Genomic DNA, 22,080 nt, shown 5'->3' with positions numbered 1-22,080 from the left:
GTGGATATCTCTTTATGCAGGACGATTGCCTTCTCTTATACCTTATATTTCTATAAAAATCATTAATTTTACAAATTGTGAATTTAATTTAATTAAAGTAAGATGTTTTATCAATAAAACCAGTATTTGACTTAAGAGGAGGACGATTATGGCTTCATCGCAAGTAGAAATAAAAAAAATCATTCTCAGTGATAAGATTATTGCCTTAATCAATAAACCTGATGTTCTTTTTGATGAACTGGATGCTCTGGTGGGTGAAGAACTTCAGGTAGTTCAAGGTGGCGAAGCACTTGACCAGTTAACTGATTTCATTCATCTCGTTTCCTTCATTAAAGCAAAACAGTTTTCAAACCCTGTTTCGGCCTTGCGCCTGTTTATTAATGAAAATACAAGCCAGGAATCACGTAAAGCGCTGATTAAAGCAATTATGATGACTCCTGCACGTGATGATAAAATTTATGAGCTCATCTGTTTTTTAGCCCAAAAAAATAAACTTGCTCGATATGCGCAAATAACTCATGTGACCCCATTTCGTTTTAGCAGGCATGAGGGTGACCTGCAATATACGGAGGAATATAGCGAGTGGTATTTAATTTTTGATCTATTTGGGCTCTGTAAAAACCTGCCTTCTGAATTAATTCCTTTAATGGCAGAATTATTAACTACGGTGAATTACTCCGGGGAAGATCTGCGAACACTTGAACAATTTCTTAAGTTCGTAGGCAAGCTCGATCTGTTGCGAAAAGATATAATAGAAGAAATGCTCCCTCAATTAAGGTATAAAAAAAGTATAGAAAAACTTCAATCGTTCCTGGGCTATTTACAAAGTAATGATTTGTTGCACCCCACTGTTTTAAAACACATTCTGCCCTTATTACATCATTTAGACGCACTGAATATTTTTTTCAATGTCTACCTGCACGAACTGCAATCTGTTGGATCATGCGAAGAAACATTAGAAAGACTCAATCTATTTTGCCGACTTTCTCTCCCTGCGAAAGGAAGTTATGATGATGTAGTACCAACCAATACCCCGTTACATCAAGCCATTATCGATCGCAACTTTTTTAATCTGAATCAAGCATTGGACTTGGCAAACCCGAAACTGCTCTTAGCAACCTCGTATGACAATACAGCCCTGCTCTTAGCCTGCAAACTAGCCGATAAAGAGGCTGCAACGCATATTTTGGAAAAAATGCGCGCGTTAAAATGTAGTGTAAATCAAACAGACAATCATGGGATGACTGCGCTTCATTGGGCAAGATTTTATCATTTTGATGATTTAAGTAGGGCACTTATTGAAGCAGGTGCCCATGAAGAATTAAAAGCAACAAATGGTAAAAACTGTACCTACTTCGCAAAACATCAATTTACGCTTACTGATTTTAAAATAGAAGGTCGTGAAATTGTCGAGGATTTCTTCAAATTAAAAAATTGTGCCTTGACTGACATTGCCTTTCATGCAGATAAAGTTGCCTTGAATTTAAAATTAACCACATCAAAAGAAGTAATGGATTTGTATCAAAATGATGAAATGGCTCAAGTGCGCTCATCCAATCGTTTCTGCTTATTTTTTAAAACGTTTCGTACTCGATTAATTGAATGGTTAGGTAAACAAAGAGAACTGGATTATCAATCCAACTCGCCAGCAGCGGAACAAAGAGTAGTTCCTAGCTAAGTGCAAATATGACTGGGTGGAGTGATCCAGGAATCAAGAAAGGATACTCGGTAGTGTATTTTTTAAATCAACGAGCGGTTATCCTATATAACTAATATGTAAAACCTGGTATCAGGTAAGGTAATGTGTATGAATCCTAGCTCTTGGTATTATCCTTCCTTCATTGCTTTGTGTCTTTATGGTGCCTGGGGCTATTGGGGCACAAGAGCATCAAGTTTTATTAATCCCCTGTCCATCACTTTTTATTCAAGCATAGGTGTATTAATTTCCGGCATCATCGCATTGGTATTACTTGATTTCAAACTGGATCTTTGCCCTAAAGGGAGTGCATACGGACTATTGAACGGTTTAGCAAGTGGGGTTGCCTGCATTTTTTTCATTGCTGCGCTACGTAATGGACCTACAATGCCCGTAGTGCTTGTCACATCAATGTATCCTATGATTACTCTATTGTTAAGCGTTGTGTTTCTGAAACAAGGACTAACATTCAAACATGGATTGGGTATGGTCTTTGCAATTCTTGCTTTAATCTTATTTGCTACAGAATAAGTTGATTGGTGCCCAGGGCCGGAATCGAACCGGCATGGTGTTACCACCGAGGGATTTTAAGTCCCTTGCGTCTACCTGTTTCGCCACCTGGGCAATCGATTATGGAGGCTGAGGCCGGAATCGAACCGGCGTACACGGCTTTGCAGGCCGCTGCATGACCACTCTGCCACACAGCCCCAATTAATACTTCTGTATCTTCTTCGTAGCTCTAAAAAAAAAAGCGACTTTTTTGTCGCTTTAATTTGGAGCGGGAAACGAGACTCGAACTCGCGACCCCAACCTTGGCAAGGTTGTGCTCTACCAACTGAGCTATTCCCGCGTCTCTACGGGGTGTGATTCTACCGAAATTTAACACCCTGTCAATAATAAAATTAATTTTTTTTCGTTAATTCTGGCCAAGCAATTACCAGGTAAATAATCATCGACCAAATCGTTAAAATTGCAGCCACATAAAGTAAGACAAAACCAAAGATACCACCCCAAGTATCAACCGGATTAAAAGCGAGCAATAAAAATAAAGCAATCATTTGTAAAAACGTTTTTATCTTACCCACATAACCTACGGTAACACTCGCCCTTCGGCCAATCTCAGCCATCCATTCACGTAATGCGGAAATAACAATTTCACGTCCAACAATGACAATAGCAGGAATAGTAATGTAATTAATTTCCTTAGCTCCTACCAATAACAGCAAACTGGTGGAAACCAATAGCTTATCTGCCACAGGATCAAGAAAAGCACCAAAAGGAGACATCATCTTGAGTTTACGTGCCAAATAGCCATCTAACCAATCAGTAAAACTTGCTGCAGCAAAAATACTTGCTGCCAACATATGCGCAAATGAAAAAGGCAAATAAAATATAATAACAAATACTGGAATCAGCATAATCCGCAGCAATGTTAATAAATTCGGCAAACTGGTTAATGTACTCAACGCTTGATACTCCCTATACATATGACTAAATAAAGCAACCCCCATCCTCTGAGTAAGCCCAAAAATCCAGCCTAAGTAAAATGAAACATAACCAGGAATCCTGGAAGTTACCATGTTTCTTGCCTAGGCAGAACAATTACGTCTGTAGTTAACTACTTTTCGCTAAATTAAGGAAATCGATTACCTGTTTATAATCATCAAATACTACGATCGCACCAGCGACCTTAAGGGCTGCTTCTTCTTGTTGATGATAAATATCTATTCCTACAGCAGTAACTTGAGCACTTTTTGCCATTTCCATATCGGTTAGTGAATCGCCTATCATTAAAGTTGTCGCAGCAGTTCCCCCATACTCCTCAATAATTTCCTCCAACATTTGCGGACAAGGTTTTGCAGGGACCTGCCCCGCAGAGCGCGTTACTTTAAACAGTGTATCAAGGCCCGCAGCCTGCAAGGCACGTAACAAGGATTGATGTCCTTTGTTGGTGGCAATTGCCAGGTTTATCTTAGCCTCGTGCAATTGATAGATCAGTTCACGCACGCCAGGCATCAAACAGACATCGGATGAGCGAGAGTTCAAGGCCAATTGTACGGCCTGTAATAATTGTTGATGTTGAGTTGCTGTCAAGTGAGGATAGGTTTTCCTCAAAGCCTGTACTAAACCCAAATCAACATATTTTCTCGCCTGGTGGGGATCAAAGTTACCAAATCCCAGCACATTCGCCTCTGTAGCAACTACATGTAAAATTATCCCTAAAGTATCCGCAATAGTACCTTCCCAGTCAAATACTACCAAATCATATGGATTGCTCATTGCTCACTACGCTCCTCGCACGTAATTGTTTTAGTGCGGTAGAAAAATGGTTATCTGCATCAGCTTGAAAAAAATGCTTTGTACCATTCAATTCAAATTGAATGGATCGTGCATGTAAAAAAAGACGATGATACTGATTATCTATCCCTTCGATTTCTCCTGCAAGTGCTCCATATTTTTTATCTCCGACAATGACATGTCCTAAATGAGCACTGTGCACACGAATTTGATGCGTACGCCCCGTTTTGGGACTGGCTTCAACCCAACATGCCTGTTGATAATTTTCCAGAAGCCTAAATTCTGTTTCAGAAGCTTTTCCTTCTTCTCTAACCGATACAATACGTTCACCTGATTTTAAAGTATTTTTTTCAAGGGCGGCACGAACAATTACTTGTTTTTTATTTTCCCAGCGATGTGTTAGTAATGCCCAATAAGTTTTTTGCACCTCACGTGACTCAAGCAACGCATGTATTGCCCTGAGCGTACTTCTTTTTTTGGCTAATAAAAGGCACCCTGAGGTTTCCTTATCAAGACGATGAATTAATTCCAAATAATGCAAATCATTCCTGGTTTTTCTCAACGCTTCGATTACCCCAAGACTCAAACCACTACCTCCATGAACGGCAATACCTGCTGGCTTGTTAATTACCAAAAAACAAGAGTCTTCGAAGATGATGCTTTCCTTCAGCCGTTTTGCCAAATTATCACTGACAAATACCTCTTTTGATTCTGACAGGCGGATTGGAGGAATCCGTACACTGTCTCCAGCATGCAATCTTGAATTGATTTGCGCTCTTTTTTTGTTAACCCGGACTTCTCCGCCACGTATAATCCTATAGATATGGCTTTTGGGAACACCTTTTAAAATACGAATTAAGTAATTATCCAGACGTTGCCCTTCTTCTTCATTACTGATTTCTTTATAACTAACTTCACTCATTGTCAATAAACCTGTTTGCTGGGCGTGATTTTTTTGATATGATCGCCTATAGCGTGGGAAAATTTCCATGCAACCGAATTATAACGCATTTAAATAAAAAGCGTGACTATTTACTTTAAAGTATACGCTAGTCATTGAGGAAATGGGGGTTTAACCCAACCTAAATGAATAATTACGTGTTAAAATAAAAAATAGCGCTTCCATTTAAGCTTAAAGATATAAGGAAGCGACCCAATGCCAGAGATAAATTGAGCATATTTTTGACAGAAACCTACGCATGCCAGACATGCTTTATACCGATTATGAATTACTTCAGGGTTTTCGCACGCCTTTGGCTTCATATTTCAACCCGTTTGATTTGTAACCAGTATATTTCACAGTGTGCACCTCTCATTGAAAAGGGAACATGCGTAAAGTCTGTTTTTATGGCTATGGGTTCGCCTAAAGTTCACATCGCTTATTGTTCAATTCCAGATTCTACTGACCTACTACCTACTTGCGGTGAAACACCCGGGGTTCCAAACATTGCTACAAAGCATACTGAAGTGTGCAACGAAGCACAAAAAATCCCGACATCACCCAAAAGCGTAGAAATACCAGTAAATCTCAGGACTTGTTTACAATTCGCTAGATTGAGTCGCAAGGCTTTGATTTTCGAGCACTGAAGCGCAGCGCATACATCAGTATGCGAGCCTCGGGGCACAGAAAAGCAATGCATTCCGACTCAAGATAGTAGAGTTGTAGACAGGCTAATTGAACCTCTAAGGTATTTTGAGCCTTATACTATCTCAACTTAAATGACTGCGCCCTAATTATGGGGTAATAGATGGAAAAAATGTTAATCAATGCAATACAAACCGAAGAAGTTCGTGTTGCACTTGTGAAAGACCGTTATTTGTTTGACCTGGATATTGAATGTCCTGGTGAAGTGAAAAAAAAGGGGAATATCTATAAAGCAACCGTTACCAGACGAGAACCAAGCCTTGATGCTGTTTTTGTAGAGTACGGTTCCAAACGACAAGGTTTCTTGCCTCTTAAAGAAATTGCACCTGAATATCTAAGCAAAAATCTTGAAGAATTTGGGGATGAAAAACCACCAATTACTTCGTTAATCCGTGAAGGTCAGGAATTACTGGTCCAAGTAGATAAAGAAGAACGAGGCAGCAAAGGTGCTGCGCTGACTACCTACATTACCTTAGCAGGTTGCTACCTGGTTCTGATGCCTAATAACCCACGTTCTGGGGGAATCTCACGACGTATCGAAGGGGACGAGCGTGATGAGCTGCGTGAAACACTCAACGCACTGACTTTACCCGAAGATATGGGACTTATTATCCGCACAGCCGGTGTAGGTAAAAGCCAAGAAGAATTGCAAGATGACCTGGATATGCTGTGCAATCAATGGCAATCAATCAAACAAGCGTATAATACAGAACTTGCCCCCTGTTTGATTCATCAAGAAGGTGACGTCATCATCCGTTCTATTCGCGATAACTTACGCAAATCAATCAGCGAAATCATCATTGACGATCAAATTTCTTACATTAAAGCCAAACAATACATTGAGCGGGTAAAACCTGAATTTTTACCAAACCTGAAGCTCTATAACAGCAGCATTCCCTTATTTAACTTTTATCAGATTGAAAGCCAAATAGAGACTGCATACCAACGACAAGTTATGTTGCCGTCTGGAGGCGCTTTGGTGATCGACAGAACCGAGGCTCTGGTGTCAATTGATGTCAACTCAGCTAAAGCAACTGGTGGGGCAGATATTGAAGCAACAGCCTTCAATACAAATATCGAAGCAGCTGATGAAATTGCACGTCAGTTACGTCTACGCGATTTGGGTGGTTTGGTCGTTATCGATTTTATCGATATGAGTTCCAGTAAGAATCAACGTGATGTAGAAAATCGCTTGAAAGAAGCCTTACAGGCAGATAGAGCCCGTATCCAGATTGGACGTATCTCGCGTTTTGGTCTTTTGGAAATGTCTCGTCAACGCCTCAGATTATCATTGGGTGAAAGCGCTCAGGAAGTTTGCCCACGATGTGAAGGACGGGGGACGGTACGTAATATTCAGTCTCATGGGCTAGCTATTACGCGTCTTATTGAAGAAGAAGCATTAAAGGAAAAGACCGCTGAAATACAAGTACAACTTCCTGCGGAAATGGCAACCTTCATCATCAATGAAAAACGCAGTTTCATTAGAGACATTGAAAAAAGACATAGTGTCACAGTGATGATTATCGCTAATCCCTTTATGCACTTACCTCAGTATTCAATCACGCGGCTAAAAGAAGATAACGTAGGTAAATCTAAAAAGCCCAGTTATACTTTAATTCAACAACCTGAATTACAGGTTACCAGTAGTGATGCTGAAGCTTCTTTACGTGATGAACCTGCAGTCAAATCCTTTACAGAACATCCGCCTGCAAAAAGTGCCCAAACCAGTTTTATCAAACGTTTATGGTCAAGTTTATTTGGTGGTGGGAATACAGACTCTTTAAGTCCGGCACCACAAAGCCAATCTAAAAGAATGCATGGCCGTAATCAGCCTCAAGCAAAAACTTCTAAAGGTTCTGGGGACAGAAGATCACAAAACCGACGACGCCGGCCCAGTGGTAATCAACAACAACGAACCAATACAAATACAAATACAAATACAAATACAAATACAAATACGAGCCAAGCTTCAGGTCAAAACCGTAGAAAAGGAAGTCAGCAGCAAGGGAATGTCAAATCCTCGGCTCCTAGAGGGGAAAGCAATAAAAAAAGAGAACCTGCAATAAAAGAATAAAGTTGAAAGAATTGTAGCCTGGGTGGAGGCGCAAGCCGCAACCCAGGGCCTCAGATAAAAATCACTGTTTATCACCCGGGTTCCGTTGCGCTCCACCCAGGCTACAGTTTAAATTAAAAGTTTATTCGCTTTACAAATTGAATCCAAGATTTTTAGTTTTCCTCATTCCACAACAAGAAAATTTTTCCATAAAACAAGGAGAGTTTTAAATGATACCTGCAAAAGGCTATGCCGCTCAAAGCGCAAAAGCGCTACTCACCCCTTTTTCATTTGATCGGCGCGACGTTGGGAAAAATGATGTACTGATTGACATCCATTACTGCGGCATTTGTCATTCAGACATTCATCAAGTGAAAGATGAATGGGGCGGCTCCTTATTTCCAATGGTTCCAGGACATGAAATTGTTGGTGTAGTCAGTCAGGTAGGTTCATCCGTTACTCAGTTTAAAGTGGGTGATCCTGTTGGAGTTGGTTGTTTTGTTGATTCTTGCCGACAATGCGAAAACTGCCATGAAGGAATGGAGCAGTTTTGCGAGAACGGAATGACTTTAACCTATAACAATACTGAGCGACATAGCGGTAATCTTACTCAAGGTGGCTACTCTACCAAAATTGTAGTGGATGAAAATTATGTCCTAAGAATTCCTAAAAATTTACCTATGGATGCAGCAGCACCGCTTCTTTGTGCGGGAATCACACTTTATTCCCCTCTAAGACATTGGCATGCTGGTCCTGGAAAACGTGTGGGTATTTTAGGTTTGGGGGGGCTTGGACATATGGGAGTCAAATTAGCCCATGCAATGGGGGCAGAAGTAACTGTATTGAGCCATTCACTGAATAAAGAAGCAGATGGCAAACGTATGGGCGCTGATCATTTCTTTGCTACTTCGGATCCTGATACCTTTCATAAATTAACTAATTATTTTGATCTTATTATTTGTACTGTTTCCGCTAAAATCGATTGGAATGAATACATCAAATTACTTAAACGTGATGGAACCATGGTCGTAGTTGGCATTCCAGAAGAATCCATCCCAGTTAATCCATTTTCCATGATATCCAGACGAAGAAGCTTGGCTGGATCAATGATTGGAGGCATTAAAGAAACTCAGGAAATGCTTGATTTTTGCGGCAAACACAACATCGCATCGGATATTGAATTAATCCCCATACACCAAGTCAACGAAGCATATGAACGTGTCGTGAAAAGTGATGTTCGCTATCGTTTTGTTATTGATATGGCTTCTCTGTCCTAAAAAATTCTATTGGCAACTACTCTCGTACAAGACGTTGGATTGAAATCTTGTTTTGACATTGTAGTCTGTCAGAGATTTTTAGAGCGATTTTCGTTCCTGGTTTCGCTTCGCATCACCCAGGTTACGGCACAGCACTAAGTGTTGCAGTTCCAAATAAACTCAAAATTAATAATGACAGGAAAATAATAATAAACAAAAAGAAGAGCACTTTGGCGATACTTGTAGCCGTAGACGCAATCCCACGAAAACCAAATAAACCTGCAACAATGGCGACAACTAAAAAGATGAGCGCCCACTTTAACATAATGATCTCCCTATCTATAAATAAGAGAATTCTTACCTTTTGATTATAGCTGAAAAAATAAGTGTAATAGGCTTTGTAACTCCAATGCCGCTAGCTGCACCTACCTCTTGATTACCTCTCTGCCTACGCCCCGCGGCTTGTCCGCGGGGGCCAGTGTTTTAGCGCAGATCTTCTGGATCCCGCGGACAAGCCGCGGGATGTAGGAATAAAGCTGGACTGGTTTTTCAACGATGTATAGAAGATTCCGGCTTGTCCGCAAGATCCATTGTTTGCGCAGATTTCCTGGATCCCTCGGACAAGCCGGTGTCTCTTGCTCACATCTGTGCCCTACGCCCCGCGGACAAGCCCTGAACGATCGTCAGTTTTTTAAATTTATCATGTACCACTTAAGTTTCTCTACGTACCGCTTAAATTTCTCTACGTACTGCTTAAATTTCTCTACGTACTGCTTTCCTACGTACCGCGCTTTATGCGCGGTATCCAGAACGATATTGTAAGATGCCGCTGAGCATTTCTATAGCAACATCCCCTGGATACCGCGCATAAAGCGCGGTACGTAGACGAAGAAATTAAGCGCGGTAGGTAGGCGAAAAATTTAGTGGAGGTTTCTCAAAACTGACGATACCTCAGGTAAACAGACCCTGAACGATCGTCAGTTTTTTAAATTTATCATGTACCACTTAAGTTTCTCTACGTACTGCTTTCCTACGTACCGCGCTTTATGCGCGGTATCCAGAACGATATTTAAGATGCCGCTGAGCATTTCTATAACAAGATCCCCTGGATACCGCGCATAAAGCGCGGTACGTAGACGAAGAAATTAAGCGCGGTAGGTAGGCGAAAAATTTAGTGGAGGTTTCTCAAAACTGACGATACCTCAGGTAAACAGACCCTGAACGATCGTCAGTTTTTTAAATTTATCATGTACCACTTAAGTTTCTCTACGTACTGCTTTAAATTTCTCTACGTACCGCGCTTTATGCCTGAGAGATGGTCACTTTTTGTGGCCATCTCTCAGGGACAAGCCGCGGGATGTAGGAATAAAGCTGGACTAGTTTTTCAGCGATGTGCATCAGATTAAGTTCATTGCACCTAGGCTACAATCATAAATCCGTGGCAATAGGATTAACACCAATATTAGGATTAATCCCACAATCATCGAGGATTTTAAGTAAATTATTCCCTTTTTTTGTTAATCGTTTAATACAATATTCTTCAAGATAACTTTTCAAAATGTATTCATAATCAGGGAGAGTTAAAATTTTAAGAATTTTCTCCGCCATTTCTAAATGTCGCTTGTTCGCGTAATTACATGCTTGAAATAAAACGCCCCCTAACATTGCCGCGATACTTGCTTTACGCACAGGGCTAGCCAAATAAAAGCGTTGGATGCATTCATCTATAGCTCGTTCTTTATCCCACGCTACCCACTCATTATAAAAGGCCATAGCAGAGTCCGAATTAAAAAAATTGCTTTTTTCCAATCCTTGAATCGCATAGGCAACTGCCACAATCGCTTGTATATTAGCCCAAGAACAATTGCCGCTTATTTGTGAACTAATCGGCATTTTTGCCAGCGGAACTAAACCTAATTGCTGATTGATCTGCTGGTGAAAATAACGTCTTGCTTGTTTTTTATAAAGAAAATTTTGTAAAAACCGCGCATTGAATGCCTCAGGAGAAGTAATTTTATAGATATTCACGCTTCCTTCCTGCAGACTATTTTCACCTCGATCAATTTTAGCCCACCATTGACCAAAGCGAATAAAACCCATGGCGTGGCCGCGACTTGCTGCCGGAAGAATTAACATAGGCGCTTTTAATAATTCATTCAGCCGCTGCATGTGTTGTTTATCCAGAAAAGGCAAATGCTGATATTGCAAAAGCTCTTCTGCAAGCAAAAATGCATCCATAATGACATGGGCTAACGGAAAATACTCGCGCAAATGCCGGGTTGAATAACTGCTGATAAAACGCCTCAAGGCATCTCTTATTACTGCAACAGTAAATTCAAGAATGAACCCCTCATAGTCCAGTTCAATAAATTCACCCTTGGCATTGACTATATCTACATCACCTTGTAGTTCAAAACGATGCCCTATTAATTTGCCATTAATAAAATCAAGGGCAAAATCGAGTTTAGCTCCATTTTGATACAGTAAATGTTTGAGTGTTTCTTGATTACGCAATACAGGATAAACCAAAACAGAAAGTCCATTGCGCGTATAGGCGTTGGGGTCTGCACCATTATTTAATAACAATTGCGCCATCGTAACATCATTATTATCCACCGCCCAATGTAAAGGAGTCCGCCCTGTTACATCTGCTTTATTTACGTCAACTTTACGAGCAATTAATTGCTCAGCAATTTCAATTTGACGCGTAATCGCACATTCAATTAAAGGGGTAAAACCGTATTCATCAATGTCATCTAATGATTCTCCTGCTCGAAGGTAAGCTTCAAAATCAGGCATTCGATGACTGATTATGTCACTTGCTATTGTCATTAATAAGGACCTCTAGGTTTAGGGGTATTAGTGAATTTTGGCATATGACCTAAACGCAGTTGTTTTTCTTGTTCCTGATTGCGTCGTTCATTATCATATTCTCGTCGCGCCTCAGTATTTAATGGGGGCTCAGGGTTTAAAGGAGTATCCACCCCGTCAAAACGCTGACTATCTAATGCTGGATGTTGTAAAATATTATTTTGCAATTCCCCTTCAGGACCGGGCTGAGCCTCATAGTCAGAGTGTTCTCGCGCTTTCACTAATGCGATCCTCCGTTCCCCTTGCTGTTCGGCCAAACGTCTCTGTCGCTCCATAGCTTTAGTTTCAGCAACTAAAAAGGAAGTGCTTTTTTCGATGCGAGTTGGTTTCGGAAGATCCTGTGTTGTTTTGAGCAAAACATACACTGCGCCAGTGCCACCATCTTTAGGTTGTGCGCTGTGAAAAGCAGCAACCTCTATAATTTGCGGTAACCAGTGATTGATTAAATTCTTTAGTAGGGGGAGAGTATTTTTAGGACCATCTACACCATGAATAATGAGTACGCACTTTATATTATTTTTCACCTGCTTGCGAATGAATTTCAACAAGGAATTACGGGCACTCTCTGGCTCTAACCCAGAAAGGTCCAATTTTGCATCCCAGTGCATATATCCTGTTTTTAATTCATGATACCGTTTTGCAGAAACATTGGGAGTAACATAAGATAAAATACTACTCGCAAGAACCGGTTCTTCGATATCATCGGTTAAATAATATTCATTTAGCATATTTTCAAAAATCCAATCGTGTTAATCAAAGTATAACGTACGTTATAAAAAGTAGGAGGATTTTTTAGGGCCTATTTACAATTCTACCACCTTGTCCGCGGTCTTGATTTTCTGTGCTCCGATACCCACATACTTGTATATATGCTGCTTCGATGTGTGAAAATCAAGACCGCACGACATAATCTAGCGATTTTGAATAGGCCAGTAGAAATTAAAACTATAAATATTCTCGTTGTAGTATTTCAGCAATTTGCACGGCATTAGAGGCAGCACCTTTGCGAATATTATCTGCGACTACCCACAAATTTAGTCCATTTGGATGGGAAATATCTTGCCGGATTCGACCAACAAATACTTCATCATGGCCTATCGCATTTTTTATTGCAGTTGGATAACTTGCTTTACTCACATTATCCACCACTTTAACACCTGGAGCTTTAGAAAGAACGTGACGCGCCTCTTCAGCAGTCAAAGGTTTTTTTAGTTCCAAATGAATGGCTTCGGAGTGTCCATAAATAACGGGTACTCTAACCGCTGTAGGATTGACCATAATACTGTCATCTTCCATAATCTTACGGGTTTCCCACAGCATTTTCATTTCTTCACGGGTATAACCATTCTCTTCAAATTGATCAATATGCGGGATTGCGTTAAACGCAATTTGCTGGGGATAAACGCTAACCTTGGCAGGTCGGCCATTCAAAAGATCCCCTACTTGTGAAACCAATTCACTAATGGCTTTTTTTCCAGTGCCCGAAACAGATTGATAGGTCGCGACATTAATACGAGTAATTCCTGCTGCATCATACAAAGGCTTCAGAGCAACTACCATTTGAATCGTAGAGCAATTGGGGTTGGCAATAATCCCTCTCTTTTTATATTCAGCAATACGATGTGGGTTAACTTCCGGAACAACCAGAGGAATATCCGCTTCATAACGAAAACAAGAACTATTATCGACAACCACACATCCGCTTGCAGCAGCCTTAGGCGCATATTCTTTAGATACAGAACCGCCTGCTGAGAATAAGGCAATATCAGCCTGACTAAAATCAAATTCGGCGAGGTCTAATACGTCCAATTGCTTATTTTTAAACGTTACCGTTTTTCCTACAGAACGAGAACTAGCTAATGGATAAAGAGTCTTTATAGGAAAATCTCGCTCTTCCAATACAGTTAAAAAAGTTTCACCAACTGCACCAGTGGCGCCAACTATGGCTACATTTAATTCTCTGCTCATTTTTACCTCTTCTATATTCTTAAGTATTTCCACTAAAGGGAAACATAATCTCATTATGTCCATCTTACGTACCGCGCTTTATGCGCGGTACCCAGAAGATCTGAGCCGTTTTCAGCGTCTATTTTCTTGTGCGTTCTATGGATACCGCGCATAAAGCGCGGCATGTAGGCATTTTTAGAAACAATTATTTATTGATTAATGCCTTATGTCTCAAATAATGATCCATCAACACTAAAGCCATCATTGCTTCGGCTATTGGCACCGCTCTGATCCCCACACAAGGATCATGCCGACCTTTAGTGATTACAGTCACTTCATCACCAAAAACATCGATCGTTTTTCCTGGAGTAGTTATACTCGATGTAGGTTTTAATGCAATACTGATCTCTATATTTTGCCCTGTAGAAATGCCCCCTAGTATTCCACCAGCATGGTTACTAAGAAAGCCTTGTCGTGACATTTGATCGCGATGTGCTGAACCTAACTGATTTACTGCTGAAAATCCTGCACCTACCTCAACACCTTTAACTGCATTAATAGACATCATCGCGTAAGCTAATGTTGCATCCAGTTTATCAAACACAGGATCGCCCAATCCTACAGGTACATTTTTAGCAATTACCTTCACCCGAGCCCCTGCCGAATCTCCTTGCCTTCTTAAGCTCTCAATTGCATCAGCAAGATCCTGAATTTGAGTCGCATTGGGACAGAAAAAAGGATTATTATTAATTTCTGCCTCATCTGCAAAGTGCAAAACCAAATCGCCCATCTGCTGTAAGTAACCCACTATTTCCAGGTTTAGATGTTGTTGTAAATACAAACGTGCAATTGCTCCAGCTGCTACACGTGCTGCGGTTTCTCGCGCTGAAGATCGACCGCCTCCACGATAATCTCGATGACCGTATTTATGATGATACGTAAAATCTGCATGTCCCGGACGAAATAAATTTTTGATTTCTTCATAATCCCGGGATCGTTGATCGGTATTATGAATTAACAAGGCAATAGGCGCACCTGTAGTTTTACCTTCAAAAACACCAGAAAGAATCTGGACCTTATCCTCTTCCCTGCGTTGTGTTGTGTATTTGGATTGTCCAGGTTTGCGTTTGTCCAGAAAGGGCTGGATGTCTTCTTCTCGCAGGTGCAGCCCTGGAGGGCAGCCGTCAACCACACAACCAATAGCCGGGCCATGGCTTTCCCCAAAAGTGGTTACTGCAAATAAAGTTCCAAATGTATTACCGGACATTAAAGTACTCTTCCAGTTGTTGCTTTGTTAATAAAAATACGCCATGCCCGCCATGACTCATTTCAAGCCAAGTGAAAGGGACTTGAGGATAAGCCTGACATAAAGCTGTTTCACTATTCCCCACTTCCACAATCAAAATGCCGTGTTCATTTAAATAATCATGGGCATTATGGAGAATTGTTTCAACAATAGCCAACCCATTATTACTTGTTTCCAAAGCCAAAACAGGCTCATGACGAAACTCATCAGGTAACGTTTGCATTTCTTCCTTACCTACATAAGGAGGATTACTAACAATTAAATCATAGCCTAATTGAGGCACTTTCGAGAAACAATCTGATTCAATTAAAGTAAGTTGGTCCTCAACCCCTAATCGTTCACGATTAATTGCAGCCACCGCAAGTGCTTCACTGGAAATATCCACTGCATCAACCTCTGCTTCAGGAAAAGCATAGCAACACGCTATAGCGATGCATGCGCTGCCAGTACACAAGTCCAAAATACGATGTACTTTATTCGCATCACACCAGGGAGAAAATTCATGTTTGATGAGCTCGGCAATTGGCGAGCGAGGAATAAGAACACGTTCATCTACATAAAAGGGAATATCACAAAAATAGGCTTCTTTAATCAAATAGGGAACGGGTACCCGTTGATTGATGCGCTTTTCCAATTGCTGATGTAAATGTTTTTTTTCACTGGCCGTTAAACGTGCATTAAGCCAGTTTGGTTCTAAATCATAAGGCAAAAACAAGCTTCTCAGAATCAATGAATGCATATCATCCCAAGCATTATCGGTGCCATGACCATAATATAAATTCGCATTCATTGCACAGGACACACTAAAACGTAAAAAATCCAAAATTGTAACTAATTCTTCCATTTCTTTAAGTATATAATTGCTCATTGGATGTTAATTCTCACTCAGAAAGGTACAAATTGTACCCTATGTTAATCAACAAAAGTAGTAACCTTGGGCAGCATAGTATAACTCAAGGCTTCAAAACAGAACTTTCGAATTCATTAGACTGGACGGATTCAAGTAACACTCCAAAGCTTTACTATTCAAGCATCCCAACAACCTGAGTTATACTTCAATTATCACTTAATCATTTCTAGTAAAAAATGGCTGATGATTTTCTAACCGACGAGGACAAAGCTTTATTTCGCGAATCCATGCGTTCGGTAAAACCATTAAATGAAAAAACAAAACGGGTAAAAGTTGAGACGCCCAAGCCTTCGATTCAGCCTAAAAAATATAAATCCCTGGAAACCAAAGATAAAAAGGAATATTACTTATCGGATATGATTGTGGATACCGTTTTTTCTGAAACCATTCTATCGTATACCCATCCGAGTCTTTCCAACCAACAATTTAAAGCATTAAAACATGGGAAAATCCCATGGGAAGCCCGTTTGGATTTACATGGTTTAAAAAGTGAAAAAGCCCGTGATATCTTGTGCCATTTTATTCAAACTCAGGCAGAAAGCAGCAAAAAATGCCTACTCATTATTCATGGTAAAGGAGGCTACCTCGGTGCGCCTCCTGTGATTAAGAATTTATTGAATCGCTGGTTACCACAGATGGATGAAATCTTGGCATTTCATAGCGCTTTACCCAAGGATGGAGGAAGTGGGGCAGTTTATGTATTACTTAAAAGAAAGAGATAACTTGTTGGGCTTTGTTTCTGAGCTCAATTGAAAAATCAGGTATGCCCGCCTAAATACTAATGCCCAAAATCCAGTTTTTTAAATTGCCAAACTGAACCATCGAGTGTACGATGTGAGACCTATAAGGTTTATTATTTATTAAAATGACGAAATATTATCATGCTACAAGCTCTGCGACACTTGTTGGGCTTAAAAAATCCCAATTTGTCTTATGTAGTTCTGATGTGTTAATTCGTCAATATGGCGTCGCGCCGATAGCGGGTGAAATTTCTTTAGGTGGCCACAGAGGATGCACGGTTAGTCCAGGCATCGCATTTGCCTCAGCAGAAGAAAATTTTTGGCCTGTAAGTCAGCTTATTACTCAATATGGTACGTATGGTTGGAAAAAAAAATACCAGGATGAACTTCAGTTGGCAGAAGCGATCAAGACCATGGTTCACGGAAACTTAGTGAATCTTTGGGAAGTTATTATCCAAATCATGCGCGAAATTCATATGGGTGAACACATTAAGCTGAGTGAACAGGCAGTAGCGTTATTATGGGAACTGGTGGATAAAGGAGCTGATACGGTTAAAAAGCATTACATTCGCAATTACATTTTTACCCACTATCTAAAAGCAAATAGACTTGATGTTGAAGCACCACAAATTCAGGGCCCTTTTATGGATTTTGTACTTGAACATATCCCTCTTGATTTTCTAGACAGTCAGATCCAAGAGCAAAAGGGGTTTATTAAAAAAATTGATTCATTGTTTACAGAGTACTTATTGAGCAATAAATTAAGCACAGACTCTCATCAATTTTCAGAATATTTTCGCGTGTTGGATCCTGAAAGTGATGTAACTAAAAATAATTTTTCTGCTTATAAATTTGATACAGTCCTTATTGACCCTCAAAGAAAGGATTTCATTGACCATTACTTTTATAGTGAAGAACGTGTTGACCCCATCCGCTTAAGTATGGAAATAAAATATGCTTGTTCGCAAATTACCGAGAATGTTGCGTTATTAAAGAAGGCTATTAAAGGCGATGTAATTGAATTTAACCAGCAAGAAAAGAAATTATGCACCGAAACTTTTCCGATTATTTTTATTTTGGAGGAACCCGATCCTTCAACAATAAAAAAAACAGCTTATGAATATAGGGTACATAATGAGTTAAAAATCGGTAGAGATATAAAGACTATCGCAACCAATCCAGAGCATAAGGCCGCTCTTGAAGAGTTTTTTGATAAGCATGGGGTTTGTGATCTGCAAATTATATCAACTACAGAGTTAAACTCTGGAGTAAAACCTAAAGTCTCCGAGTTTCGTTTTTTATCATCGCAACCTCTTAAGAGGGATGAGGATACTCCAAAGCGGGAGTTTAAGCTGCAACTTTAAATTGCGTTCGCCAGCCTTGAACATCAAACTCAAGTAATAAAGTTATTTATACCAACCATTATTGAAGTTTAAGCTATGCTTCGCGGCATCCACTACATTTAAATAATTCCCTTACTTGCGTTAAGACCTCATTCTGGGGATAATTCGTACATTCATAAAATATCAAGAGAGAACATGGAACACTTAGGTCAATTTATCATAAATCATTGGCAGCTATGGCTCACCCTCATTGTGATTTTAGTGCTCATCTTTATCAACGAGTTAGTCACTCAAAAAAAGAAAGCAAAAGAACTAACGCCCCAGGCTGCTGTTGATTTGATCAATAATGAAAATGCTGTAGTCATTGATTTGCGCGACAAAGAAGCCTTTAAACAAGGACATATCATTGATTCAATCAATGTTAAAAGCGAAGATTTTGAACAGCAAAAAATGGATAAGTATAAAAATGTTCCGATCATTTTGATCTCTGCACGATCTTCTGAAGCTCAAACCATTGCCAGCAAAATTCGCACTCAAGGTTACCAACCTCATATACTTAGTGGTGGAATTACTTCCTGGCAAAATGCAGAGTTACCCCTGGTTAAAGGAAAATAAAATTATGGCTGAAGTAATTATCTACAGTACTGCCTATTGCCCATACTGTTTCAAAGCCAAGGAGTTATTACAACAGAAGCAGACTTCATTTACGGAAATTCGTATTGATTTACAACCGGAATTACGTGAGGAAATGATCACTAAAAGCGGCAGACGTACGGTACCGCAAATTTTCATTAATGGCCAACATATTGGTGGCTGCGATGATTTATATGCCCTGGATGCACAGGGAGAACTCGACCCATTACTAAGAGGATAGCAATATTATGAGCGAACAAGCAAACCCAGCACAACAAGATCAAAATGAAACTCAATTCATGATTCAAAGAATTTATACAAAAGACTTGTCTTTTGAAACGCCTAATACACCTGCAGTATTTCAACAACAATGGGAACCTGAACTGAATCTTGAAATCAACACCAGCAGCACAAAACTGGAAGCAGGCGTTTATGAAGTTGTATTGACAGTAACTACTACTGTAAGCAACAAAAAAACTACGGCATTTCTTGTGGAAGTAAAACAAGCAGGTATTTTCACTATTCAAGGCGCTCCAGAAAATCAATTGGATCATTTATTAAATAGTTTCTGCCCCAATATTTTGTTCCCTTATGCTCGGGAAGCCATTACTTCGCAAGTAATTCGCGGCAGTTTCCCACAGCTGGTATTGGCCCCAATTAATTTCGATGCGTTATACATGCAACAAATTGCAGAAAAACAAAAAGAAGGTCAATCTTAGGAAAGTATGGATTAAAATAGCATAGCCTGGAAAAGCAAATCCAGCTGCCATTAAACTAAGGATCCTAATCTTATCACTCCGTCCCGCGACTTGTTCGCGGGACATAGATAGATCTGATTTTCTCACTTAATAGTGATGTGCTTACGAACTAATTCCCTATTTAAGAGCATAAAATGAACAAAAAAAATGTTGCTATATTAGGTGCCGGCTCTTGGGGCACTGCAGTTGCAATTCATCTCGCCAAAGTAGGGCATCATGTTTTACTCTGGGGGCATGATCCGCAGCATGTTGCTCTTATGAAGGAAAAAAAAACAAACTCACGCTATTTACCTGATATTGATTTTCCCAAAACACTGGAACCCACAGCTCATTTTGAACAATGTACCGACGAAGCCGATTACATCATTATTGCCGTACCCTCCCATGCATTTGCAACAACCATTGCCAAAATAAAAAATACACCTCGTGGCTTAACCTGGCTGACCAAAGGAATTGATCCACAAAGTCATCTACTACTCAGTGATTTAGTGGGTCAAATTTTTGGTTCTACTTTTCCCCAGGCAATTCTTTCAGGACCATCATTCGCCAAAGAAGTGGCACACTTTCTCCCTACTGCAGTAACTCTAGCCTCTAATGATCCAGAATATCAAAAAGAAATTCGTGAATTGCTTCACCATAATACTCTTCGAGTTTACTTGAGTGAGGACCTTATTGGTGTCCAGATTTGTGGTGCGATTAAAAATGTTTTGGCAATTGGATGTGGTATCAGTGATGGTTTGGGTTATGGAGCGAATGCCAAAGCAGCATTAATCACCAGAGGGTTAGCAGAAATGGAACGCCTGGGACTTGCTTTGGGAGCTCGAGCAGAGACCTTCCTTGGCTTGGCTGGTGTAGGTGATTTAGTATTAACCTGTACTGATGATCAATCACGAAACCGCCGTTTTGGTTTACTTCTAGGGAATAATATCAGCATCCCCGAAGCAGAAAAGCAAATTGGCCAAGTAGTAGAAGGAAAATATAATGCATCACAAGTCTGCTTTATCGCCAAACAACATCAAGTAGAAATGCCTATCTGTGAGCAAATTAACTCCTTGTTGCAAGGAAAAATTAGTCCAAAACAGGTCGTTCAAAATCTAATGAGCCGCCCACCTAAGGAAGAGTAACTCCATATTACGAAAATATCGTATGAAGGAAGCACTGGGGTAATTTGAAGCCTTCGATGTATTGCCGTTATTTAAGAAATACATCACTAGATTCCTACGTCCCGCGGCTTGTCCCTGAGAGATGGTCACAAAAAGTGACCATCTCTCAGGCATAAAGCGCGGTACGTAGAGAAATTTAAAGCAGTACGTAGAGAAACTTAAGTGGTACATGATAAATTTAAAAAACTGACGATCGTTCAGGATCTGTTTACCTGAGGTATCGTCAGTTTTGAGAAACCTCCACTAAATTTTTCGCCTACCTACCGCGCTTAATTTCTTAGTCTACGTACCGCGCTTTATGCGCGGTATCCAGGGGATCTTGCTATAGAAATGCTCAGCGGCATCTTAAAATATCGTTCTGGATACCGCGCATAAAGCGCGGTACGTAGGAAAGCCGTACGTAGAGAAATTTAAGCAGCACGTAGAGAAACTTAAGTGGTACATGATAAATTTAAAAAACTGACGATCGTTCAGGGCTTGTCCGCGGGATCTATAAATGGTTGCAATAAACTGGATCCCGTGGACAAGCCGTGGGACGTAGGAATAAAGAATAATGAAAAAAATAACGCCTCTTAGGAAGCCCTGTGACTCATGGAAGTTTTATTTAGGGCTTCACATCTACAAGTTCGATATTATCCAATGCCAATCGTTCGCCCAAAAATATCTCGCCTACAATCTGGAAACGTTTGATTGAATCAGTTACTAAATAGGCTACTTTACTACTTAAGGAAGGAACGTCATTCAACAAATCCTGTTTTTCGAGCAGCTGATGCAGTGCCAGTGCAGTTGCATGTGCTGAATCAACTACAGTAACCCCTTGAGGTAATAATTTGTTTAATAAAGGCTTAAATACCGGGAAGTGTGTACATCCCAAAAGAACCGTATCTTCGTTAGTAAAACCATCCAGATAATGCTTTAATGCTTCGCGAGCCACTTGATTGGTCACCATTCCCTCTTCTGCCAAAGCAACCAAAACGCTGCATGCTCGAGTATTAATGATTGCCTGCGGCAAGTGTTGGGTAATGAGCTGCTGGTACGCATTTGATGCAATGGTTGTTTCAGTCGCCAAAACAATAATGCGATTGTTTTCAGTCGCTGCAACTGCAGCTGCAGCACCAGGAGCCACCACCCCAAGCACCGGCATATCAGGCAACATTTCTTGCAAATAGGGCAATGCTGCTGTCGTTGCGGTATTACAAGCAATCACCAATGCTTTAATTCGTCGCTCTACCAGCAATTTTGCCATTTGCATGGCATATTGTTTTACTGTATCCGGACTTTTAGTGCCGTAAGGAAGTCGAGCAGTATCCCCCAAATAGATAAATGATTCGTGCGGCAACCCCTCCCGCAAAGCACGCAGAACAGTCAGGCCGCCCATCCCTGAGTCAAATACACCAATTGCCAATTGGTTTGAGTTCAATTGTATAACCCCTTATTGTTATTCGTTCATAGTTATAGTGT

The 22,080-nt window shown here is 40.3% G+C and carries 20 protein-coding genes and 3 tRNA genes; 10 read left to right on the top strand and 13 right to left on the bottom strand.

The features are described 5' to 3' along the window. Positions 1–148 precede the first annotated feature (148 nt). Both ankQ and FOLKNPGA_RS03310 read left to right on the top strand, forming a co-directional pair. The gene (gene ankQ, locus FOLKNPGA_RS03315; RefSeq protein ID WP_182351742.1) at positions 149–1,678 is read left to right on the top strand and encodes a Dot/Icm T4SS effector AnkQ/LegA10; all 1,530 of its coding nucleotides are present in this window, start codon (positions 149–151) and stop codon (positions 1,676–1,678) included. 129 nt (positions 1,679–1,807) lie between these two features. Further along, positions 1,808–2,227, top strand: coding sequence for an EamA family transporter (locus tag FOLKNPGA_RS03310; protein WP_182351741.1), 420 nt, complete (start codon positions 1,808–1,810; stop codon positions 2,225–2,227). 6 nt (positions 2,228–2,233) lie between these two features. Here the strand turns inward: FOLKNPGA_RS03310 and FOLKNPGA_RS03305 are convergent. From FOLKNPGA_RS03305 to FOLKNPGA_RS03280, 6 genes are all read right to left on the bottom strand, one after another. Then, positions 2,234–2,320 (bottom strand) — tRNA-Leu (locus FOLKNPGA_RS03305). A 9-nt stretch (positions 2,321–2,329) separates the two neighbouring features. After that, positions 2,330–2,403, bottom strand: a tRNA-Cys gene (locus tag FOLKNPGA_RS03300). 67 nt (positions 2,404–2,470) lie between these two features. Then, positions 2,471–2,546: transfer RNA gene (locus tag FOLKNPGA_RS03295), tRNA-Gly, on the bottom strand. 52 nt (positions 2,547–2,598) lie between these two features. Further along, a complete protein-coding gene (gene pgsA, locus FOLKNPGA_RS03290; protein WP_182352744.1) occupies positions 2,599–3,162 on the bottom strand; it encodes a CDP-diacylglycerol--glycerol-3-phosphate 3-phosphatidyltransferase in 564 nt (187 codons plus the stop codon). A gap of 148 nt (positions 3,163–3,310) precedes the next feature. Continuing rightward, a complete protein-coding gene (locus FOLKNPGA_RS03285; RefSeq protein WP_182351740.1) occupies positions 3,311–3,976 on the bottom strand; it encodes an HAD family hydrolase in 666 nt (221 codons plus the stop codon). Next, positions 3,960–4,916 (bottom strand): RluA family pseudouridine synthase, encoded by a 957-nt coding sequence (locus tag FOLKNPGA_RS03280; RefSeq protein WP_182351739.1) that lies wholly within the window; start codon positions 4,914–4,916, stop codon positions 3,960–3,962. Before FOLKNPGA_RS03280 ends, FOLKNPGA_RS03285 begins: the two co-directional genes overlap by 17 nt. 826 nt (positions 4,917–5,742) lie before the next feature. Here FOLKNPGA_RS03280 and FOLKNPGA_RS03275 point away from each other — a divergent pair. Next, positions 5,743–7,713 carry an Rne/Rng family ribonuclease gene (locus tag FOLKNPGA_RS03275; RefSeq protein ID WP_182351738.1) on the top strand — a complete coding sequence of 657 codons (1,971 nt, stop codon included), beginning with the start codon at positions 5,743–5,745 and terminating at the stop codon, positions 7,711–7,713. 209 nt (positions 7,714–7,922) lie between these two features. Continuing rightward, on the top strand, positions 7,923–8,969 hold the full coding sequence (locus tag FOLKNPGA_RS03270) for an NAD(P)-dependent alcohol dehydrogenase (RefSeq protein ID WP_182351737.1): 1,047 nt from the start codon (positions 7,923–7,925) through the stop codon (positions 8,967–8,969). Between the two features lie 121 nt (positions 8,970–9,090). On the opposite strand, the gene FOLKNPGA_RS03265 is transcribed toward FOLKNPGA_RS03270, so the two are convergent. The 6 genes from FOLKNPGA_RS03265 to prmB form a co-directional block, all read right to left on the bottom strand. Continuing rightward, positions 9,091–9,273: a DUF1328 domain-containing protein gene (locus tag FOLKNPGA_RS03265; RefSeq protein WP_182351736.1), complete on the bottom strand. Its 183-nt coding sequence runs from the start codon at positions 9,271–9,273 to the stop codon at positions 9,091–9,093. Positions 9,274–10,376: 1,103 nt separating this feature from the next. Continuing rightward, the gene (gene ankH, locus FOLKNPGA_RS03260; RefSeq protein ID WP_182351735.1) at positions 10,377–11,780 is read right to left on the bottom strand and encodes a Dot/Icm T4SS effector AnkH/LegA3; all 1,404 of its coding nucleotides are present in this window, start codon (positions 11,778–11,780) and stop codon (positions 10,377–10,379) included. Further along, the gene (locus tag FOLKNPGA_RS03255; protein WP_182351734.1) at positions 11,780–12,547 is read right to left on the bottom strand and encodes a Smr/MutS family protein; all 768 of its coding nucleotides are present in this window, start codon (positions 12,545–12,547) and stop codon (positions 11,780–11,782) included. Before FOLKNPGA_RS03255 ends, ankH begins: the two co-directional genes overlap by 1 nt. Positions 12,548–12,764: 217 nt before the next feature. Next, a complete protein-coding gene (locus FOLKNPGA_RS03250; RefSeq protein ID WP_182351733.1) occupies positions 12,765–13,787 on the bottom strand; it encodes an aspartate-semialdehyde dehydrogenase in 1,023 nt (340 codons plus the stop codon). Between the two features lie 184 nt (positions 13,788–13,971). After that, positions 13,972–15,033, bottom strand: a complete 1,062-nt coding sequence (aroC, locus tag FOLKNPGA_RS03245; protein WP_182351732.1) for a chorismate synthase — start codon at positions 15,031–15,033, stop codon at positions 13,972–13,974. Then, positions 15,023–15,940, bottom strand: a complete 918-nt coding sequence (prmB, locus tag FOLKNPGA_RS03240; RefSeq protein WP_182351731.1) for a 50S ribosomal protein L3 N(5)-glutamine methyltransferase — start codon at positions 15,938–15,940, stop codon at positions 15,023–15,025. Before prmB ends, aroC begins: the two co-directional genes overlap by 11 nt. A gap of 218 nt (positions 15,941–16,158) precedes the next feature. Here prmB and FOLKNPGA_RS03235 point away from each other — a divergent pair, with 218 nt between their 5' ends. The 6 genes from FOLKNPGA_RS03235 (at position 16,159) to FOLKNPGA_RS03210 (ending at position 20,580) form a co-directional block, all read left to right on the top strand. Further along, a complete protein-coding gene (locus FOLKNPGA_RS03235; RefSeq protein WP_182351730.1) occupies positions 16,159–16,704 on the top strand; it encodes a Smr/MutS family protein in 546 nt (181 codons plus the stop codon). A 143-nt stretch (positions 16,705–16,847) separates the two neighbouring features. Further along, positions 16,848–18,086 (top strand): hypothetical protein, encoded by a 1,239-nt coding sequence (locus tag FOLKNPGA_RS03230; RefSeq protein WP_182351729.1) that lies wholly within the window; start codon positions 16,848–16,850, stop codon positions 18,084–18,086. Between the two features lie 174 nt (positions 18,087–18,260). Further along, positions 18,261–18,680, top strand: coding sequence for a rhodanese-like domain-containing protein (locus FOLKNPGA_RS03225; RefSeq protein ID WP_182351728.1), 420 nt, complete (start codon positions 18,261–18,263; stop codon positions 18,678–18,680). A 4-nt stretch (positions 18,681–18,684) separates the two neighbouring features. Continuing rightward, positions 18,685–18,939 carry a glutaredoxin 3 gene (grxC, locus tag FOLKNPGA_RS03220; RefSeq protein ID WP_182351727.1) on the top strand — a complete coding sequence of 85 codons (255 nt, stop codon included), beginning with the start codon at positions 18,685–18,687 and terminating at the stop codon, positions 18,937–18,939. Positions 18,940–18,946: 7 nt separating this feature from the next. Further along, positions 18,947–19,417 carry a protein-export chaperone SecB gene (gene secB, locus FOLKNPGA_RS03215; RefSeq protein ID WP_182351726.1) on the top strand — a complete coding sequence of 157 codons (471 nt, stop codon included), beginning with the start codon at positions 18,947–18,949 and terminating at the stop codon, positions 19,415–19,417. A 173-nt stretch (positions 19,418–19,590) separates the two neighbouring features. Continuing rightward, a complete protein-coding gene (locus tag FOLKNPGA_RS03210; protein ID WP_182351725.1) occupies positions 19,591–20,580 on the top strand; it encodes an NAD(P)H-dependent glycerol-3-phosphate dehydrogenase in 990 nt (329 codons plus the stop codon). A gap of 643 nt (positions 20,581–21,223) precedes the next feature. Here the strand turns inward: FOLKNPGA_RS03210 and murI are convergent. After that, entirely contained in the window at positions 21,224–22,039 is an 816-nt protein-coding gene (murI, locus tag FOLKNPGA_RS03205; RefSeq protein WP_182351724.1) for a glutamate racemase, read from the bottom strand. Positions 22,040–22,080: the final 41 nt, after the last annotated feature.

The sequence above is a fragment of the Legionella sp. PC1000 genome (assembly GCF_014109805.1).
Taxonomy (GTDB): Bacteria; Pseudomonadota; Gammaproteobacteria; order Legionellales; family Legionellaceae; genus Legionella; species Legionella resiliens.
The sequence above is the reverse complement of the archived record's forward strand: the minus strand, read 5'-3'. Positions and strand labels throughout refer to the sequence as shown.

Coding starts and splice junctions, on each gene's coding strand:
- FOLKNPGA_RS03265 (WP_182351736.1), bottom strand. CDS start 9,273: ATGTTAAAGTGGGCGCTCATCTTTTTAGTTGTCGCCATTGTTGCAGGT.
- FOLKNPGA_RS03270 (WP_182351737.1), top strand. CDS start 7,923: ATGATACCTGCAAAAGGCTATGCCGCTCAAAGCGCAAAAGCGCTACTC.
- FOLKNPGA_RS03275 (WP_182351738.1), top strand. CDS start 5,743: ATGGAAAAAATGTTAATCAATGCAATACAAACCGAAGAAGTTCGTGTT.
- secB (WP_182351726.1), top strand. CDS start 18,947: ATGAGCGAACAAGCAAACCCAGCACAACAAGATCAAAATGAAACTCAA.
- FOLKNPGA_RS03310 (WP_182351741.1), top strand. CDS start 1,808: ATGAATCCTAGCTCTTGGTATTATCCTTCCTTCATTGCTTTGTGTCTT.
- FOLKNPGA_RS03255 (WP_182351734.1), bottom strand. CDS start 12,547: ATGCTAAATGAATATTATTTAACCGATGATATCGAAGAACCGGTTCTT.
- FOLKNPGA_RS03210 (WP_182351725.1), top strand. CDS start 19,591: ATGAACAAAAAAAATGTTGCTATATTAGGTGCCGGCTCTTGGGGCACT.
- grxC (WP_182351727.1), top strand. CDS start 18,685: ATGGCTGAAGTAATTATCTACAGTACTGCCTATTGCCCATACTGTTTC.
- FOLKNPGA_RS03225 (WP_182351728.1), top strand. CDS start 18,261: ATGGAACACTTAGGTCAATTTATCATAAATCATTGGCAGCTATGGCTC.
- aroC (WP_182351732.1), bottom strand. CDS start 15,033: ATGTCCGGTAATACATTTGGAACTTTATTTGCAGTAACCACTTTTGGG.
- FOLKNPGA_RS03235 (WP_182351730.1), top strand. CDS start 16,159: ATGGCTGATGATTTTCTAACCGACGAGGACAAAGCTTTATTTCGCGAA.
- ankQ (WP_182351742.1), top strand. CDS start 149: ATGGCTTCATCGCAAGTAGAAATAAAAAAAATCATTCTCAGTGATAAG.
- prmB (WP_182351731.1), bottom strand. CDS start 15,940: ATGAGCAATTATATACTTAAAGAAATGGAAGAATTAGTTACAATTTTG.
- ankH (WP_182351735.1), bottom strand. CDS start 11,780: ATGACAATAGCAAGTGACATAATCAGTCATCGAATGCCTGATTTTGAA.
- FOLKNPGA_RS03280 (WP_182351739.1), bottom strand. CDS start 4,916: ATGAGTGAAGTTAGTTATAAAGAAATCAGTAATGAAGAAGAAGGGCAA.
- FOLKNPGA_RS03285 (WP_182351740.1), bottom strand. CDS start 3,976: ATGAGCAATCCATATGATTTGGTAGTATTTGACTGGGAAGGTACTATT.
- FOLKNPGA_RS03230 (WP_182351729.1), top strand. CDS start 16,848: ATGACGAAATATTATCATGCTACAAGCTCTGCGACACTTGTTGGGCTT.
- FOLKNPGA_RS03250 (WP_182351733.1), bottom strand. CDS start 13,787: ATGAGCAGAGAATTAAATGTAGCCATAGTTGGCGCCACTGGTGCAGTT.